The organism is Glutamicibacter soli (assembly GCF_003309065.1).
In the GTDB taxonomy this organism is placed as follows: Bacteria; Actinomycetota; Actinomycetes; order Actinomycetales; family Micrococcaceae; genus Glutamicibacter; species Glutamicibacter soli.
This window is the reverse complement of sequence record NZ_POAF01000001.1, coordinates 254,172-270,049: the sequence shown is the minus strand read 5'-3', so window position 1 is coordinate 270,049 and position 15,878 is coordinate 254,172. Positions and strand designations below refer to the sequence as shown.

The 15,878-nt window shown below is 62.4% G+C and carries 17 protein-coding genes, 3 tRNA genes and 1 pseudogene; 10 read left to right on the top strand and 11 right to left on the bottom strand.

The features are described from left to right. The first annotated feature begins 5 nt into the window (after window positions 1-5). The 6 genes from C1H84_RS01300 (at window position 6) to C1H84_RS01270 (ending at window position 4,403) form a co-directional block, all read left to right on the top strand. Window positions 6-1,277 (top strand): glutamate-5-semialdehyde dehydrogenase, encoded by a 1,272-nt coding sequence (locus C1H84_RS01300; RefSeq protein WP_047119271.1) that lies wholly within the window; start codon window positions 6-8, stop codon window positions 1,275-1,277. A 115-nt stretch (window positions 1,278-1,392) separates the two neighbouring features. Then, on the top strand, window positions 1,393-1,605 hold the full coding sequence (locus C1H84_RS01295; protein ID WP_047119270.1) for a hypothetical protein: 213 nt from the start codon (window positions 1,393-1,395) through the stop codon (window positions 1,603-1,605). Between the two features lie 2 nt (window positions 1,606-1,607). Next, window positions 1,608-2,213, top strand: a complete 606-nt coding sequence (gene nadD, locus C1H84_RS01290; RefSeq protein WP_082123911.1) for a nicotinate-nucleotide adenylyltransferase — start codon at window positions 1,608-1,610, stop codon at window positions 2,211-2,213. 116 nt (window positions 2,214-2,329) lie between these two features. Next, a complete protein-coding gene (locus tag C1H84_RS18595) occupies window positions 2,330-3,820 on the top strand; it encodes a hypothetical protein (protein ID WP_181728005.1) in 1,491 nt (496 codons plus the stop codon). A gap of 58 nt (window positions 3,821-3,878) precedes the next feature. Beyond that, window positions 3,879-4,256: a ribosome silencing factor gene (gene rsfS / locus C1H84_RS01275; protein WP_047119269.1), complete on the top strand. Its 378-nt coding sequence runs from the start codon at window positions 3,879-3,881 to the stop codon at window positions 4,254-4,256. Between the two features lie 74 nt (window positions 4,257-4,330). Then, window positions 4,331-4,403 (top strand) — tRNA-Ala (locus tag C1H84_RS01270). Window positions 4,404-4,718: 315 nt separating this feature from the next. Here C1H84_RS01270 and C1H84_RS01265 read toward each other — a convergent pair. Together C1H84_RS01265 and C1H84_RS01260 are read right to left on the bottom strand one after the other, a co-directional pair. Beyond that, window positions 4,719-5,066: a TfoX/Sxy family protein gene (locus C1H84_RS01265; RefSeq protein WP_113606341.1), complete on the bottom strand. Its 348-nt coding sequence runs from the start codon at window positions 5,064-5,066 to the stop codon at window positions 4,719-4,721. Window positions 5,067-5,080: 14 nt separating this feature from the next. Continuing rightward, window positions 5,081-5,413 (bottom strand): nuclear transport factor 2 family protein, encoded by a 333-nt coding sequence (locus C1H84_RS01260; RefSeq protein ID WP_280524245.1) that lies wholly within the window; start codon window positions 5,411-5,413, stop codon window positions 5,081-5,083. Window positions 5,414-5,547: 134 nt separating this feature from the next. On the opposite strand from C1H84_RS01260, the gene C1H84_RS17900 reads away from it, so the two are divergent. Both C1H84_RS17900 and C1H84_RS01255 read left to right on the top strand, forming a co-directional pair. After that, the gene (locus C1H84_RS17900) at window positions 5,548-6,132 is read left to right on the top strand and encodes a hypothetical protein (protein WP_146955808.1); all 585 of its coding nucleotides are present in this window, start codon (window positions 5,548-5,550) and stop codon (window positions 6,130-6,132) included. Continuing rightward, window positions 6,129-6,812: a hypothetical protein gene (locus C1H84_RS01255; RefSeq protein WP_146955805.1), complete on the top strand. Its 684-nt coding sequence runs from the start codon at window positions 6,129-6,131 to the stop codon at window positions 6,810-6,812. Before C1H84_RS17900 ends, C1H84_RS01255 begins: the two co-directional genes overlap by 4 nt. A 96-nt stretch (window positions 6,813-6,908) precedes the next feature. Here the strand turns inward: C1H84_RS01255 and C1H84_RS01250 are convergent, their stop codons facing one another. The 9 genes and pseudogenes from C1H84_RS01250 to C1H84_RS01210 all read right to left on the bottom strand — a co-directional run bounded on the left by C1H84_RS01250 (window position 6,909) and on the right by C1H84_RS01210 (window position 13,721). Beyond that, window positions 6,909-7,595 carry a DNA alkylation repair protein gene (locus tag C1H84_RS01250; protein ID WP_047119266.1) on the bottom strand — a complete coding sequence of 229 codons (687 nt, stop codon included), beginning with the start codon at window positions 7,593-7,595 and terminating at the stop codon, window positions 6,909-6,911. Between the two features lie 25 nt (window positions 7,596-7,620). Continuing rightward, a pseudogene (locus C1H84_RS01245) lies at window positions 7,621-8,235 on the bottom strand (GyrI-like domain-containing protein). Continuing rightward, window positions 8,235-9,260, bottom strand: a complete 1,026-nt coding sequence (locus C1H84_RS01240) for a magnesium and cobalt transport protein CorA (RefSeq protein ID WP_244910776.1) — start codon at window positions 9,258-9,260, stop codon at window positions 8,235-8,237. The pseudogene C1H84_RS01245 and the gene C1H84_RS01240 overlap by 1 nt, the downstream one beginning before the upstream one ends. Before the next feature lie 169 nt (window positions 9,261-9,429). Next, a tRNA-Ala gene (locus tag C1H84_RS01235) sits at window positions 9,430-9,502 on the bottom strand. Window positions 9,503-9,629: 127 nt separating this feature from the next. After that, complete coding sequence (locus tag C1H84_RS01230; protein WP_220124866.1) at window positions 9,630-10,163, bottom strand: SRPBCC domain-containing protein; 534 nt, start codon at window positions 10,161-10,163, stop codon at window positions 9,630-9,632. A 180-nt stretch (window positions 10,164-10,343) separates the two neighbouring features. Further along, window positions 10,344-10,416 (bottom strand) — tRNA-Ala (locus tag C1H84_RS01225). Between the two features lie 148 nt (window positions 10,417-10,564). Next, the gene (locus C1H84_RS01220) at window positions 10,565-11,968 is read right to left on the bottom strand and encodes an amino acid permease (RefSeq protein WP_244910775.1); all 1,404 of its coding nucleotides are present in this window, start codon (window positions 11,966-11,968) and stop codon (window positions 10,565-10,567) included. After that, window positions 11,965-13,050, bottom strand: coding sequence for a histidinol-phosphate transaminase (gene hisC / locus C1H84_RS01215; protein ID WP_113606336.1), 1,086 nt, complete (start codon window positions 13,048-13,050; stop codon window positions 11,965-11,967). Before hisC ends, C1H84_RS01220 begins: the two co-directional genes overlap by 4 nt. A 170-nt stretch (window positions 13,051-13,220) precedes the next feature. After that, window positions 13,221-13,721, bottom strand: a complete 501-nt coding sequence (locus C1H84_RS01210) for an Lrp/AsnC family transcriptional regulator (RefSeq protein ID WP_047119261.1) — start codon at window positions 13,719-13,721, stop codon at window positions 13,221-13,223. A 161-nt stretch (window positions 13,722-13,882) separates the two neighbouring features. On the opposite strand from C1H84_RS01210, the gene C1H84_RS01205 reads away from it, so the two are divergent. Together C1H84_RS01205 and C1H84_RS01200 are read left to right on the top strand one after the other, a co-directional pair. Next, window positions 13,883-14,764, top strand: coding sequence for an SDR family NAD(P)-dependent oxidoreductase (locus C1H84_RS01205; protein WP_113606335.1), 882 nt, complete (start codon window positions 13,883-13,885; stop codon window positions 14,762-14,764). 170 nt (window positions 14,765-14,934) lie between these two features. Further along, window positions 14,935-15,834 (top strand): VOC family protein, encoded by a 900-nt coding sequence (locus tag C1H84_RS01200; RefSeq protein ID WP_113606334.1) that lies wholly within the window; start codon window positions 14,935-14,937, stop codon window positions 15,832-15,834. The last annotated feature ends 44 nt before the right edge of the window (window positions 15,835-15,878 follow it).

The following is a 15,878-nucleotide window of genomic DNA, read 5'->3' as shown; positions in this document are numbered from 1 at the left end:
GGTGCATGACCCTCACCGTTTCCGAGACCGATGCAGCCGTCCACAAGCTGGCCGACCGGGCCCGCCGCGCCTCGCGCGTGCTGGCCCGCGCCAACCGCGACTGGAAGGACAAGGCCCTGCGCGCCATTGCGGCGTCCATCGACGCCAACCGCGCAGGGATCATCGCCGCGAATGCCAAGGACCTTCAGGCCGGCAAGGCCAACGGGACCTCGGCGGCGATGCTGGACCGCCTGAAGCTGGATGCTCCGCGCATCGATTCGCTGATCTCCGCCCTGCACGAACTGGCCGGCCTGCCCGATCCGGTGGGCCGCGTCGTGCGCGGCGAAACCCTGCCCAACGGCCTGCGCATGCGCCAGGTCAACGTGCCCATGGGAGTCATCGGCACCATCTACGAAGCCCGTCCCAACGTCACCGTGGACATCGCCGGTTTGTCGCTGAAGAGCGGCAACGCGGTCTTGCTGCGCGGCGGCTCGGCGGCCCTGAACTCCAACCTGGCGCTGGTCGGCTTCATCCGCGACGCCCTGGAATCCGTGTCGCTGCCCCGCGACCTGGTCATCTCCGTGGACGAATACGGCCGCGAAGGCGCCGACGCCATGATGGGGGCCCGCGGCAAGATCGACGTGCTCATCCCGCGCGGCGGGCGCGAGCTGATCCAGCGGGTGGTCACCACCGCCAAGGTGCCGGTCATCGAAACAGGCGAGGGCAACGTGCACATCTACCTGGATGAGAGCGCCGACCTGGAAATGGCCACCGACATCCTGCTCAATGCCAAGACCCAGCGTCCGAGCGTCTGCAATACCGTGGAAACCCTGTTGATCCACCAGAATGCCGCGGCCGCCGCCGGCGTGCTGCAGGCCTTGTCGGCCGCCGGGGTCACCCTGCACGCCGAGGAACGCGCCGCCCAGCTGGTGCCGGAGATTGCCACGGTGCAGGCGGGGGAGGACGACTGGGCCAACGAGTACCTCGACCTTGACATCGCGGTGAAGGTGGTGGACGACATGGACCAGGCGCTGGAGCACATCCGCGCCTACTCCACCGGCCACACCGAGGCGATCATCACCTCCTCGCTGCGCAATTCAGAGCGCTTCATCGCTGAAATCGACTCCGCCGCGGTCATCGTCAACGCATCGACCCGCTTCACCGATGGCGGCCAGCTTGGCCTGGGCGCCGAAGTTGGCATCTCCACCCAGAAGATGCACGCCCGGGGACCCATGGGACTGGCCGAACTGACCACGACCAAGTGGATCGTCCAAGGCGACGGACATGTCCGTAAATAGTTTCTGACCGCCTAATTCGGTACCATGTAGAAGAACGCTACCGTGACCTTTCGGGCCACTGCCCGGGCTAGCCCCCGACGCGGCAGGCAACGAGGAAAACAACTGGAGAAATATCTTGAACGCGCTGATTATGGCTTCCGCAGCCGCAAGCACCACTGGGTTGGATTCGCATACCTGGGCCCTGATCATTGGCGGCGGCATCTTCCTGGCATTTATGCTGTTGCTGCTGGTCACCGTTTCTTACACCAACGTAGGCCTGCGCCACGAAATCAAGCCTGACGATTTCGACGAGCACCGCCAGTTCAAGACCCACGCTGAGCACCACTGATCTTGGCGGACGAACAAGTCAAGAACCGCCCATTGCGCCTCGGCGTGATGGGCGGTACTTTTGACCCCATTCACAACGGCCACCTGGTTGCCGCGAGCGAGGTCGCCGCGGAATACGACCTGGACGAAGTGGTTTTCGTGCCCACGGGCGAACCTTGGCAGAAGGCCGACCGCAGCGTCACCGATGCCGAGCACCGGTACCTGATGACCGTTATCGCCACGGCGTCGAACCCGCGCTTCACCGTCAGCCGCGTGGATATCGACCGCGAGGGCGCCACCTACACCCGTGATACGCTGCTCGACCTGCGCGCCCAGCGCCCCGACGCCGAGCTGTTCTTCATCACCGGTGCCGACGCCATGAGCCAGATCATGAGCTGGCGGGACATCGACCAGGTCTGGGACCTCGCGCATTTCGTAGGCGTTAGCCGTCCGGGGTACGTGATTTCCGATTTGGGCCGGGACAACGTCTCCCAGCTGGAGATTCCTGCACTGGCGATTTCCTCCACCGACTGCCGCGAACGCGTCGCCGAGGACAAGCCCGTCTGGTACCTGGTACCCGATGGTGTGGTGCAGTACATTGCAAAATATGGGCTCTATACCGAGTCGTAACCTCACATTGAGCCGTAATACACGGCATAATCGATTAAGGTGACGGTATTTGTCTATGCGGTCGGGAGTAGCACCAGATGAGCGATAACTCGCAGCCAGTTTCCAGTAGGCGGGCATTGCGTGAAAAGCGACGCGCCGAAATGGAGGCGCTGCTCGCCAATAGCAAGGCTGAACAGGCCGCCAAGGAACAGGCGGACAAGAAGGCCAAGGCTGAATCCGCCAAGACCGATTCCAAGAGCTCTTCTGCTCCGGCTAAACCCGCACCACCTGCATCGAAGCCTGCTGATTCCAAGCCTGCGCCTGCCAAGGCAACGGAATCCAAGCCTGCCGCCAAGCCGGCAACTGCTGCCAAGAAACCGGCAGCCAATTCCGGTACCCCGAAGGCTCCCGCGAAGCCCGCCGAGAAAACCCCGGCCGCCAAATCTGCGCCCAAACCCCAGCCGGCCAAGACGGCAGCCTCCAAGCCTGCGGCACCTAAGCCCGCTGAAGCCAAATCAGCACCGGTCAAGAGCGCACCGGACAAGCCGGCGCAGTCCAAGCCCGAAGAGAGCGAGACTGCCGCTTCCAAGGCAGCTGCATCTACTCCCGCAGCGCAGAAGCCTGAAGCATTGGGGGAGCGCGCCTCATTGCGTCGCGCCCGTGACCGCGAAGCCTTGCGTGAGCGCCGCCGCCTTCAGGAAGAAGTCGGCTCGCTGACAAGCCATGTCCCAACCGTGGAGCCTGCCGATGATCCGAAGCCGCTGACCCGCCGGCAGCTGCGCTTGCAGGCATTGGCCGACCAGAACAAGGGAGCCGCTACGGCCAAACCTGTCCAGGCTGCCAAGCCTGCAAAGCAGCCAGGAGCGGAGGGCGCGCCTGATACAACTGTCATGAGCGTCGAGGACGCGTTGGCCGCACGACGTGCACACGACCCGAAATCTCCGGTCGAACCAATCCTGCTGGGCGAAGACGACTCCGAAATCGATCTTGAAGTTCTGGCCCATCAGCGCGAAATGGCTGCGCGTGCCGCAATTATTTCGCGCCGTGCTGCCGAGCGTGAGCGCCTGCGCGTGGAAAATTCCAAGCAGGGCAAGGAAGAAGTTGCTTCCGACCCATTCACTGGCGCGATGGGCAACATTCGCGAAGTCGAAGAGCGGATCGCCAAAACTGGTATCTCCGGGCCGAAAACCGAAAGCGTCTCGCTGTCGTTGGATGCCCAGGGAAAGATCGCTTCCAAGCCTCCCGTGAAGCCCGCCGCCAAGCCTGCGCCGAAGCCTGCAGCGAAAGCTCCTGCCAAACCTGCACCGAAACCGGCGGCAGCCAAACCAGCTGCAAAGCCAGAGCAAAAGCCTGCTGCGAAACCGGCTCCAAAGCCGGGTCCGTCCGCGAAGCCGACACCGGTTGCCAAGGCCCCTGTCGCGGCCAAGCCCGCGCCGGCATCAGCGTCCGAAAACAAGGTCGTCGAACTACCTCGTATCGAGGCAGTTGATGCCCAAGGTCTACAGCCGCTTGACGTGCAGACTCACGGTGTACGCCGTGCCAATAACATGCTTATCGCCATGATCGTGGCCTTGGGCGTTGGCGGCGCGGCCCTAGTGGCCGGCCTGATCATGTTGTTGACCAACTAGTTTTTATAGGACAATTAAGTCCTTGATCCACCCCTTCCTAAAGGAGACACCCAACTTCATGGGCGCACACGCAGACTCAATTGCCCTCGTGCATACCGCGGCACTGGCCGCCGCAGAAAAACTTGCCGAGGATATGGTCGCACTCGACGTGGCCGAACGTTTGGGCATCACCGATGCCTTCCTGATCGTCTCCGGCGGTTCCGAGCCTCAGGTCAATGCCATTGTGGACGAGATCCAGGCCAAGGTGATCGAGAAGTTCGACCTGCGCCCCGTTCGCCGTGAAGGCTTCGGCCTCGGCCGCTGGGTGCTGCTCGACTACGGAGACGTGGTAGTTCACGTACAGCACCAGGAAGACCGGGTCTTCTACGCGCTGGAGCGCTTGTGGTCCGATTGCCCGGTGATCGAGCTGCCTGCTGCCGACGGCAAAAAGAACTAGTCGAGATGGATTTGCATCCTGTTCAGACATTCATTTATGATAGATGAGTTGCCTGATCAGGTAGCGATCCTCACGGGGGTATGGCGCAGTTGGTAGCGCGTCTGCATGGCATGCAGAAGGTCAGGGGTTCGAATCCCCTTACCTCCACAAATGTGAAGAGTCGAGAGAACCTTGACAAAATTTGATCAGAATCCCCCGGCCATCGGCCGGGGGATTTCTGCTTATCCGGCCAGTAGTTCCGGGCCGGGTCGATCAGGTGCCGGCTGAGGATTTCCGAGGTCTGCGGGTCCAGCACGGTGACTTCTTCGGTGTCGATCAGCATCACCACTTTCTTGCGTCCGTGGATATTGCGGACCCCCAGGTGGCGCAGTTTCCCGTCGTGTCTCAGGGTCACTTTCCCGTCCTTGTCGATGTGGTTGTGGCAGTTCCGGAACTCGCGGTTGCGGGTCACATCGATCTGATTCAGGGTTTTCCGCGCGCCACGAATCGGTTGTAGTCCATCGCGGCACCGACCCAGAAAGACAGTGGACCACCTTCGCTCAATGCGTCCGCTGCGATTTCGATCCACCCCGGCGCCATTTCGCGACCAGATCCCATGAGTGCTTTTGTTGCCTCCGGCCGTTCCAGATACTCTTCGAGCTGATCGGTATTGACGCGTACAAGCAGGGTCCCGCCTTTTCGAACGCTCACGACCATCTTGCCATTCACCATGATTGACCTGCCTCCAAACATCGATACTTCGCGAAGTTCCGGTTCGTCGGCCAGCAGGGTATGGATGCGCTGGACGATCACAGTCTGCTCGGGCGTCATCTCGTCTACCTCGGCTAAATCCGCTTGGGAGGACCGTAGGAGAGCCGATCGAAGATCAGAATGTTCTCTACAATTTTGCCGTCAGTGATGGTGAATAATTCTGCTGCGGGTGCTGTGGAAGTCGCAGCAGTCTGGGGGTAATAGAACAGCGCCACGCGGTCCCCGTCGACGAACTCCGCGATCTCCCCAATGCCGACGAGCGTCGGAGCAAAACCGGCGATAAAGCTCCTGTAGGCGTCTTTGCCCTGGAAATCCGCCCCGGGGGATCGGCAGGTGATGTCATCGGAGACGTAGCTCATCGCCAAATCCACATTGCCGCTGGTCCACGCACGGTGGTAGTCCAGCACGATGTTGTAGGCGCTGTCCTACTTCATGAGACGCTCCCTGCTCGAAAGTGTGGATGCGGATGCAATGTTTCCGTGATGCAGTGGCTCCCAATAATATTCTCTGAAATCGACTTCGACACCGACTTGCGTGAATCATGTCAACAACATTTCCTGTCCAGCCGTTTGCCACGAGAGACTTTGGCATTGCTGGAAGATCCGTGGGCCAACACCTATTGACAGCGCAGCTGACGGAGTTGATCATTCAATACATGAAGTGTAATCCCGGGGGTGACATATCTCTGGACAGTTTCGATGTTCGTGCTGATCCGGAATGGTTACGTGTGCTCGCACATCGCCAGCGCGAACCAGTTGCTGTCCTGGAAGCTGTAATTGAGCGATTTCGCGCGGCCGGTGTCACCCCAGGAAGTGTTGAGTCCCATCTCCAGGATGCCGGGGATCGACTCTACGCGGCCGCTGCTTCCGGACGGGTTTCGTGGGCCGCTGAATTTGGGGGAGACCGCGTAGTCGCTCTTATCGCTGCGGAAGTTAGCGCACTTGCTTCACATCTAGTCGCTCGCGCGGCGGGCATACGTGCAGCCAGCATTGAAGCGTTGCTGGAGGAATACAGCGCAGTCACCGTGGCCAGCTCTCTGGGTGTGGCCAGGCAGAAAGTCTACGAACTCGCCAAAGGCAGTGTAGGAACCGACTTCATAAAAACCACGCCGTGGAGCTCGAAATGAATGAGATGAACGAAGCTGTAAATCTGCCAGATTTCTCGAAGAAAAAGTTCTTGCATCCCCTCGACGTGGCGGAGGCACGCGCACTTTACTTGCGTGGATGGTGGTTTGCACGATTGAATTCAGTACCGGTGCTTGTCGCCATTGGGGCAGTCGTATGGGTCGCCACGAACGATCTGTTTGCGGCCCTAGTCGCACCCGCTGGATCCCTGGCCATCGGCTTGCTCTCAAGCCGTTGGTTTATTGCTCGAGCGTGGGATTACATCCCGCGCAAGCGCCAACTCAACGAGGGAGCAGGGAGGTGGCGGGTAATCGCATCCGTTATCGATGCTGTTGCGATCTTGGTTATTGCAGCAGTAGTGATTGTCTCGATTCAAACTGCCGCGCCGGACCCTGGCGTCATTGCGTTCGCAACTGGTTCGGGCATCGGTGTTGCGCTGGTACAGGCCACAGAGCTGTTTGCAGGGTGGAAGCATGGTGCGGAGAACTTGGAAACCGCTAAGCGACTCATTCTGTTGGCCGCCGTTGTCGTGGCAACGGCGACCGTTGGATTGATAGGACTCGGTACGGTGTGGGGCGCCTGGACCATCGGAACCGTTGCGATGGGCGCCGTGACCGTAGTGGCCGCCCAGACAATTTTCTGGCTTGCGTCAACCACACTCCATCGTGGCCGCTTGGCGTAGAATTCCACCGGCCGGTCGGTAACCCGTTCAGCCTTCCGCGCCTGGGGGCTGCGGTCGTGAATTCCCGGGCGCGCAGCGCCGTTTCGGAGACTAGTCCTACGAGGCAGATTTGCGGCTGACCATCTCAGTGATCCAGATGGGTGCGAAAGGCGAGGTGCATCCCGGAGGTGTTGGATAATCGGCCAGGACCTGCAGATCCTCGCCGATTTGCAGGGCGCGCGACCGCAATGGCTCATGTTCGATACCGATTTGGGCCAAGGTGTTGTTCATCGCCCACTGCAAGCGTTCGGGTGCTGTCTTCATTTCGGCTTCGACAGTGTCCAGCAAATTCGTAAGCTCCAGATTCTCCGGTGACTTGACGACCTGATGCGCGGTCAATTCCCAGCCGGCACTGGCAACAATTGGGTCCGCGTCCTCAACGAGCATCCTACGGAGGTCTTCCAGATGCTTGCTTTTCTTCACCACGTAATTCACGAACCAGCCTTGGACCTTCGGAGTCCTGGCTTCACGGAGCCATCGCTCCAAATCATCAAGGGTGAATACGCGCGGCTTGCAGATCAGGATGGCGACCAGTCGGGTGGCCGTCTCACGGGTTGCCCAGAGCTGCTCCGCCAATTCCTGATTGCTTTTCAGGGCTTTCGCCAGGCCGCGAAGCTTGGTGAGATTCACGCCGAGGTCATCACCATGCTTTTCATTGACTGCACGCATGCGCGGGTCGTCCAACTCGGCGAGAGCCGTTTGAACCTCGGCCACCGTGCTCTGCGGCGTCAGGACAGTGCTCATGACTTGCTCCTTGAGTTTCCTTGGGTTATTTGCGCGAGGCCAGGACCACCGGCTGGCGAAGTATGGTACGAAGCTTCTCTGGTTGAACTCGACGAGGGTCGGAGAGGTAGATCTCGTGATGCTTCCCGCTCAGGTCCATGCCTTGCTCATTGATGAATTCATGCATTCGAGCCAATACGGGTGCTTCATCGTCATAGGAGCCGATGTGCAGCACCTAGACACAACTGCCTTCGGAAAGGCATCCAAGCCGGATCTTGTCTCCGGCGGGAAGTTCGCCCGAGGACTGTGCGGTGTCCAACGCCTGCGCGACGTCATCCGGGCCAAGCCATTCGGGAACCATCAGCATCATCGTCCAGTCCCACTGGGACTTGTCCCGCGCCACCGTGAACGATTCCATCTGCTCGGCCCACCAGAGACCTTCCAATGGCGGCATCACATAGTCCCGACCCGCCAGCTTGCTGGCGAACTTCAGTTTGTAGGCCACCGGGTAGAGGGTCTTCAGTGCGTCCTGGTAAGCCTGTGAGGTGTTCGGGTCACCATGTCCATCAATCATGAGATACTGCATCTGCGGCACATCGATGGACTGGAACGTCTTGGGCGCATGATAGGAATCGGTCTTCTTGAAATCGATCTTGTCCATCAGAACCACTTTCTCCATTTGAAGACACCATAAAGCCCGGCGGCAAACAGCACCATGCCCCCGATCGCCACGGGGTACCCCAGCGCCCAATGCAACTCCGGCATGTTGTCGAAGTTCATGCCGTAGATGGCGGCAATGAGCGTCGGAGCGAACAAGATTGCCGCCCAACCGGAGATCTTCTTCATGTCCTCGTTCTGGCGCTGGGCCACCAGCGTGGAGTTCACGTTGAGGATCTGGGACAGCGCGTCCCGGTACTCCTGCGTTTGGGTGTGGGCGCGGGTCAGGTGGTCCGAGACATCCTGGAGGTAGGTCTGCAGTTCGCCGGGCACGTTGTACTTCTCGAAGCCGGAAGCCAGCGAACGGACGACCTCGCTGAGAGAGGCGGTCGCATGCTGCATGTCGATGACTTCCTGGCTGAGCCGGTAGATGCGCTCGGTGACCGTGGCATCGCCGCCGAATACCTGCAGCTCGATTTGCTCCTTGTCGATGCCGAGTCCCTGCAGGGCAGGGACGTAACCGTCGACAATTTCGTCCAACAGCCGGTAGAGAATCGCTTCGGCCCCCAACTTCAACAACGCCTGGTTTGCCAGGAGCTGCTTGTCCAGAACCGCCTGGCTGCCGCCTATGTCCTCGGCCCAGTCGCGCCCCGGGGTCCCATCAATCCAGCGGTTATCCTGGCACAGGATCGCCAGCGCGCCGGGTCGAAGCAGCACATGGAATTCCGAAAGCTCGACTTCTTCGGCCTCGTCAAGGTACAACGCAGATCGGACGACCAGCAAAGTCACGTCCCCGTAGCGTTCGAGCTTTGGGCGCTGCCCGGCATGGAGCAGGTCGTCAACTAAAACTGGGTGCAGCTGCCAAGCCCGAGCCAACTCGTGGATGTCTTTGCGAGCGGGGACCGGGTAGATTCCCAGGCCAACCCGATTTGCCTCCGGCTGGGAGAATTCCAGCACCGACGCGATATCGGCATCCTTGGGAGCTTCAATGATCGCTCCATCTTGGATGAAACGGAAGATGGCCGGCACGCGGCTTGGCGTGCGGTGCTTCGGCGACCTGCGGGGGAGACTACCTGCCAAGGGACGAGACCCCACTCTCTTTGCTGGGTTCTCTATCGAACCTGCCGACGTCTGATTGTGGAAGCGCATGATACGAAAACAGCCGGGCTCATGATTCATGAACCCGGCTGGGAATCCGTGGAGCTAAGGGGATTCGAACCCCTGACCTCTTCATTGCGAACGAAGCACTCTACCAACTGAGCTATAGCCCCCTACTGGGTAAACACTACTCCGATGGGCTTTCAACGCAAAACCGGGCGCGCCCATGATTCAGGTTCCTGAGCCCGACAGCCGCAAATGCGAAGCCGACTACGGCGCCCAGGGCGTCGATGGAATCACTCAGCGTTTCTGGCCTTGGAAGTAATCCCGTTGGGCGGGGTAGTAGTCATCCCAGACGGGAAGCGGCCCACCCGTGATTGAAGCGAGCAACTGGTCGAGGTAGTACTCCCAGCCCGGTCCAATGTCCCCGACTGCTCCTGGCAGGAGTCCATGGTGCACAAAACGCAGCTCGGTCGCGTGGGCTGCTGCGGTCAACTCGATGGACAGATCCCATGAGCCGGATTCATCGATGGTCTGGACCCGCAGGAAATTCGGGGCCCGGCATTCGGCGATGACGACGTCTGACCAGGAACTGCCTTCTTCGAAGCCCATCTGAAGCTTGATGGTCTGCCCCTGGGCCCCGGTTCCTTCCCACCGTCCGATCCATCGAGCTGTGCTTTCGGGCTCGGTGAGTGCCGTCCATGCCTCCTGAAGTCCAACAGGAAGCATTCGTGTCAGGACAAGGTCGATTCCGTTCGCATTTTTCTCCACGCGCCCGGTGGGTTTCGGTGTTCTCATGCCGGCTCCTCGGTGATGATCGCTGCTGCGAGCCATATGGGTTCTCTCCGTGCTTGTTCGCGCTGAACTCGGAACCTCGGTGAGAGCTGTAGAGCCAAGGGTAACGAGTCGAGCTCGAAATGTCTGCAGCTTGAATGAATCTGCCGTTACGGTAGGTTTTTGAATCCGGGTAAAGAAAAATCTCAGGATGCTGGTGCATCCTGAGATTAATTTTCGTGGAGGTAAGGGGATTCGAACCCCTGACCTTCTGCATGCCATGCAGACGCGCTACCAACTGCGCCATACCCCCGTGAGGATTGCTACCTGATGAGGCAACTTGATAATCATAGAACACAATTCCGGGAACGCGAAATCGGGCATTGCGCCAAGTGAAAACCACCTTAAAAGCGACAATGGCTCCGACCCGCAGTGCGGATCGGAGCCATTGGCCAGGGGGCCTAGGCGACCTCGTCGACGTGCTCCACGTCGATCACCTCAGGTACGTTGCGCAGCGCGATCTTGGAAACGATCCAGATCACTGCGGTCAGCCCCGCGGTCAGCAGCAGCTGGGTGCGGGCCGCCGCATCGGTCATGGAGACACCGATGATGCCTGCCAGGACCACCATGGTCGCGATGGACAGGTACGGGAATCCCCACAGGCGCACCGGCAGGTGCTCGCCGTTCCGGTCGGCGCGGCGGCGCAGGATGTACTGCGTGACAGCGATGAATGACCAGATCACGATGATCGTGGAGCCGACCACGTTCAGCAGGATCGGCATGACCTTCTCCGGCCAGATCCAGTTCAGGCCAACGGCCAGGAAGGAGAAGGCAACGGAGCTGATCACGGCCTTGGCGGGAACGCCCTTGCCGGTCACGTGGGTTACTGCCACCGGGGCCAGCTTGCGCTTGCCCAGCGAATACAGCATGCGCGAGGAGCCGTAGATGTTGGCGTTCATGGCCGAGAGCAGCGCGATGACCACTACGGCGTTCATGACGACCTCGACACCCGGGACGTTCAGCACGCTGAGCACCGCGGCGAACGGCCCGGTCACGATGGCCGGATCATTCCACGGCACCACGGCGACGATGACCAGGATGGAGCCCAGGTAGAAGACCAGGATTCGAGCCATCACCGAGCGCACCACGCGCTTGATGTTGTCAGCCGGGTTGTTGGACTCGGCCGCGGCGATGGCAACCACTTCGGTGCCGCCGAAGGAGAAGATCACGATCAGCACTGCGGCGGCGATGCCTGCCATGCCGCCCGGGGCGAAACCGCCGTGCGCGGCCAGATTGCCCAGGCCCACCGGCTGATCGGTCGGGATGATGTAGCTGAGCACCAGAGCGCCGAGCACCAGGAAGGCGATGATCGCCGCGACCTTGATGACCGCGAACCAGTATTCGAAGCGCCCGTAGTTGCGCACGCCCAGCAGATTTGCGCCGGACAGGGCGATCACGAAGAGCAGGACCCAGCCCCATTGCGGGACGCTGGGGAACCATCCGGCGACGATGGCCGCGGCGCCGGTGGCCTCGGCGGCCACCACCACAACCAGCTGGATCCAGTACAGCCAGCCCAAGGTGCTGCCGGCCGATCGTCCCATCGCCTTGTGGGCGAAGGTGCTGAACGCGCCGGAGGACGGGTTGGCGGCGACCATCTCGGCCAGCATCGCCATGATGACGATGATGACGGTGCCGGCCAGCAGGTAGGAGACCAGCACGGCCGGGCCGGCGATGGAGATCGCCTGGCCGGAGCCGACGAACAGGCCGGCGCCGATCGCGCCGCCCAGGCCCATCATGGAGATCTGGCGGCGGGTCAGCCCCGCATGCAGATGCTGCTGCGACTGGTCCTTCAATGCCGCGCTCACGCGATGGCACCTTCGACTGCGGCCACGGCGGCGGAATCGGCGCCCAGCGCTGCCAGCACGCGGTCCACGTCCAGCTCGGAACCGGAGGAGATGCGCAGGCCCTCGCCCGGGAAGGCCCGGGCGACCACGCCGCCGGCCTCGAGTCGGGCCTCGATGTCAGCGGTGGCGTCGCCGGCGGCGATCCATACGAAGTTGGCTTCAGACGCGACGACCGGGTAGCCGGCGGCGCCCAGGCCCGCGTACATGCGCTCGCGCTGCGCGACGACCTCGTTGATGCGCACGGCCAGCTCATCGGCGGCGTGCAGCGAGGCGACTGCCGCGCGCTGGGCCAGATCAGAGACGCCGAACGGGATGGCGACCTTGCGCAGGTTCTCGGCCACCTCCAGCGGGCTGATGGCGTAGCCGATGCGCAGGCCGGCCAGGCCGTAGGCCTTGGAAAAGGTGTGCAGCACCGCGACGTTCGGGTTCTTCTTGAACAGCTCCACGCCGTCGGCGCGCACTGCCGAGCGGTCGAAGTGCACGTAGGCCTCGTCGATCACGATCAGCACCTCGCGCGGCACGGCAGCGATGAAGCGCTCCAGCGCCTCGGCTTCCACCACGGTGCCGGTCGGGTTGTTCGGGTTGCAGATGAAAATCAGACGGGTCTTCTCGGTGACCGCGGCCAGCATGGCGTCCAGGTCGTGCTTGGCGTCGGCGTCCAGCGGCACCTCGACCGGGGTTGCCCCGGCGATGCGCACCAGCGACGGGTAGGCCTCGAAGGAGCGCCATGCGTACATGACCTCATCGCCCTCGGCGGCGACCGCATGGATCAGCTGCGCGGCCACCTCGACGGAGCCTGCGCCCAGGGTCAGGTGCGCCGGATCCACGTTGTGCAGCGCGGCCAGTTCCGCAGTGACCTGCGGGGCGGCGATGCTCGGGTAGCGGTGGATGCTCTGGATCCCGTCGCGGATGGCGTCGAGCACCGACGGCAGCGGCTCGTGCGGCGACTCGTTGGACGAGAGCTTCGAGGCTCCAGCGGCGGCGGGCTTTCCCTGCTTGTAAGCGGGGACTGCCTGCAAGGAAGGGCGCTGGTGAAGGGTCATGGGTTCCTCTCTGAAGACCATGGGCACAAATGGGGGTGCGGGTGGCCCCGCTCATATCCTCGCGTGTCGCGATTCACAAGCTTTGACTCTAGAGTGGCGGATCAGGCCGTTTCAATCGCCGCGCGCACCGCTATGCAACCTGCATAGCGAAAATTGGTCAACACCCCATTTTACTGGTCAGTCTGCACAGTTCCCGAACCAGCTTTCGCACAGGCTTCTACCAGGGGAAGGGTGCGTCCCTGGAAATGCTCGTGCAGGGCGAAGGACGAGGAGGTGCGGGCAACCCCGGGCACGGTGTTGATCCGGTTGAAGATGTCCTGCAGGTCCTCGGGAGTCCTGGCCACTACGCGCAGCTGCAGATCCGAGGTGCCGGTGACGGTGTACATGTCCACGATCTCCGGGATCGCTTCCTCCAAGGCGGTAGCCACGGGATCGTGCCCGTACTTCTGGATGATCTCCACCGAGCAGAAGGCCACCAGCGTGTAGCCGAAGCCGGCAGGCTCGATGCGCGGCACGATGCCGCGGATCACCCCCGCCTCGTGGAGCCGCGCCAGCCGGCTGCTGACGGTGCCGCGGGCCACCCCGAGGCGGCGGGCGCATTCCATGACCGGCAGCATGGGGGAGTCGGTGAGCAGCTCAATCAGGTCTGCATCCAGTTGGTCGATGCGCATTCGGTCCTCACTTCGTCTTCGGCTGCATAGGCTGCGGAGCGATCCCGCAGATTCAAGGCTAGCGCGGCGCCCCGCCTGCCCGGGGTCACGGGACAGCCTCGCGGCTATGGGGCATCTCACAAGATATTCTGGCCTTTCAGACTCCCGGGGAAAGGTGCATCATGCCGCGCAGGCAGGTTTTGGAATCGGTCGACGGACTGGCGGTGCTGGTCACCGGAGCGGCCCAGGGCATGGGGGAGCTGTTCGCACGCCGGGCCTGCGCCGACAAGGCGGCGCGGGTGGTCCTCTGGGACCTCAACGAGCCGCTGCTGGAACAGGCCGCCGATGCCCTGCGCGCGGCATTCCCGCAGACCGCCATCGAGACCCGGGTGGTGGACCTGGCCGACCCCGCGCAGATCGCCGAGGGCGCAGCGCAGGCGCTGGCGGCCGGCGGCATCGACATCCTGGTCAACAACGCCGGGGTGGTGACCGGCAAGCCCTTCGCCCAGCACAGCACCGGGCAGATCCACTCCGCCATGGCGGTGAATGCGCTGGCGCCGATGTACCTGACCCATGCGCTGCTGCCGCAGCTGGGAGTGCGGCGGCCGGGCCGCATCCTGACCATTGCCTCGGCAGCGGCGCTGGTATCGAACCCGAACATGAGTGTGTACGCAGCATCCAAGGCTGCTGTCGCCAGCTTCAGCGACTCGCTGCGCCTCGAGCTCGAGCGGGAGCCGGGAAGGAACCTGGCGGTGACCACCTTCTGCCCGACCTACGTGGATACCGGAATGTTCGCCGGGGCCCGGCGTATGCTCTTAACCCCGATGCTGCAGAAGCAGCAGGTGGCGGACCGCGCGTGGGATGCGATGCTGCGCGCCACCCCCATGGTGCTGCTGCCGTGGACCAGCAAGCTGGGGCAGGCGCTGCGCGGAGTGCTGCCGCGGGCGGCCTGGGATTTGCTGGCCGAAAAGGTGCTGGGCATCTACCACTCCATGGACGAATTTTCCGGACGGGCCCCGGCTGCTGACCGGTCGGCGCAAACCCCGGGCAACAGCGCGGTGTAGGGCTGGCAAACCCGAACTGGGAATCGGTCTCGAAGTATTCCGCGCGCGCTGCGCAGCAGGTAGCATCAGGTGCGCGGACGGCATCCGCCGCGGCCGCGCGACCTGGCCATACCCCGGCATGCCGGTGGGCAGATCGGCATCGCAAGAGCGCACATTCGTGAGGACCAGTCATGCAGAAGCTCAGAGTCAATTTGTGGATGAACGGCACCGGCGAGGAAGCCGGAAACTTCTATGCCGATGCCCTGCCCGGGAGCTCCATGGAGGTGGAATCGCGCTACCCCACCGAGGGCCTGCTGGACTTCCAGCAGCCGCTGGCAGGCCAAGCCCTGACGGTTGCGGTGTACGTGCGCGGCCAGCGGATCACCCTGGTCAATGCCGACCCCGATTTCACCCCCAACCCCTCGATCTCGCTAATGCTGAATTTCGACCCGGCGGACTACGAGGGCAGCGTCGACGCGGCGCGGGCCGATCTGGACGCCACTTGGGCCAAGCTGTCGGCCGGCGGGCAGGAGCTGATGGAGCTGGGCGAATACCCCTACAGCCCCCGCTACGGCTGGGTGCAGGACAAGTACAACGTGTCCTGGCAGCTGATCCTGAGCGGCCCGGAGGGTGATCCGCGTCCCTTCGTGATGCCCAGCCTGCTCTTCGGCGGAGCGGCCCAGAACCGCGCGGCGGAAGCGGTGGCCCACTACAAGGAAGTGTTCGGCGCCCGCGAGGGCATGTTCGTCACCTATCCCGAGCCCACCGGGCCGGCGGCCGCCGGATCGGTGATGTTCTCCGACTTCGCGTTGGACGACGACTGGGTGACCGCCATGGACTCCGGTGTCGAGCAGGACTTCTCCTTCACTCCCGGCGTCTCGCTGGAGTGGCCCTGCGACGGGCAGGAAGAGCTGGACCGGGTGTGGGATGCCATGAGCGCGGTGCCCGAAGCGGAGCAGTGCGGCTGGCTCGCGGATAAGTTCGGTGTCAGCTGGCAAATTGTTCCCGCCAACTTGGGTGAGCTCATGTCCAGGCCAAATGCCTTTGAGCACATGATGGGCATGAAGAAGCTGGTGATCGACGAGTTCTAGGGGATCGGGCGCGTACAGTGGGGTGGCAGTACCATTCACGCCGC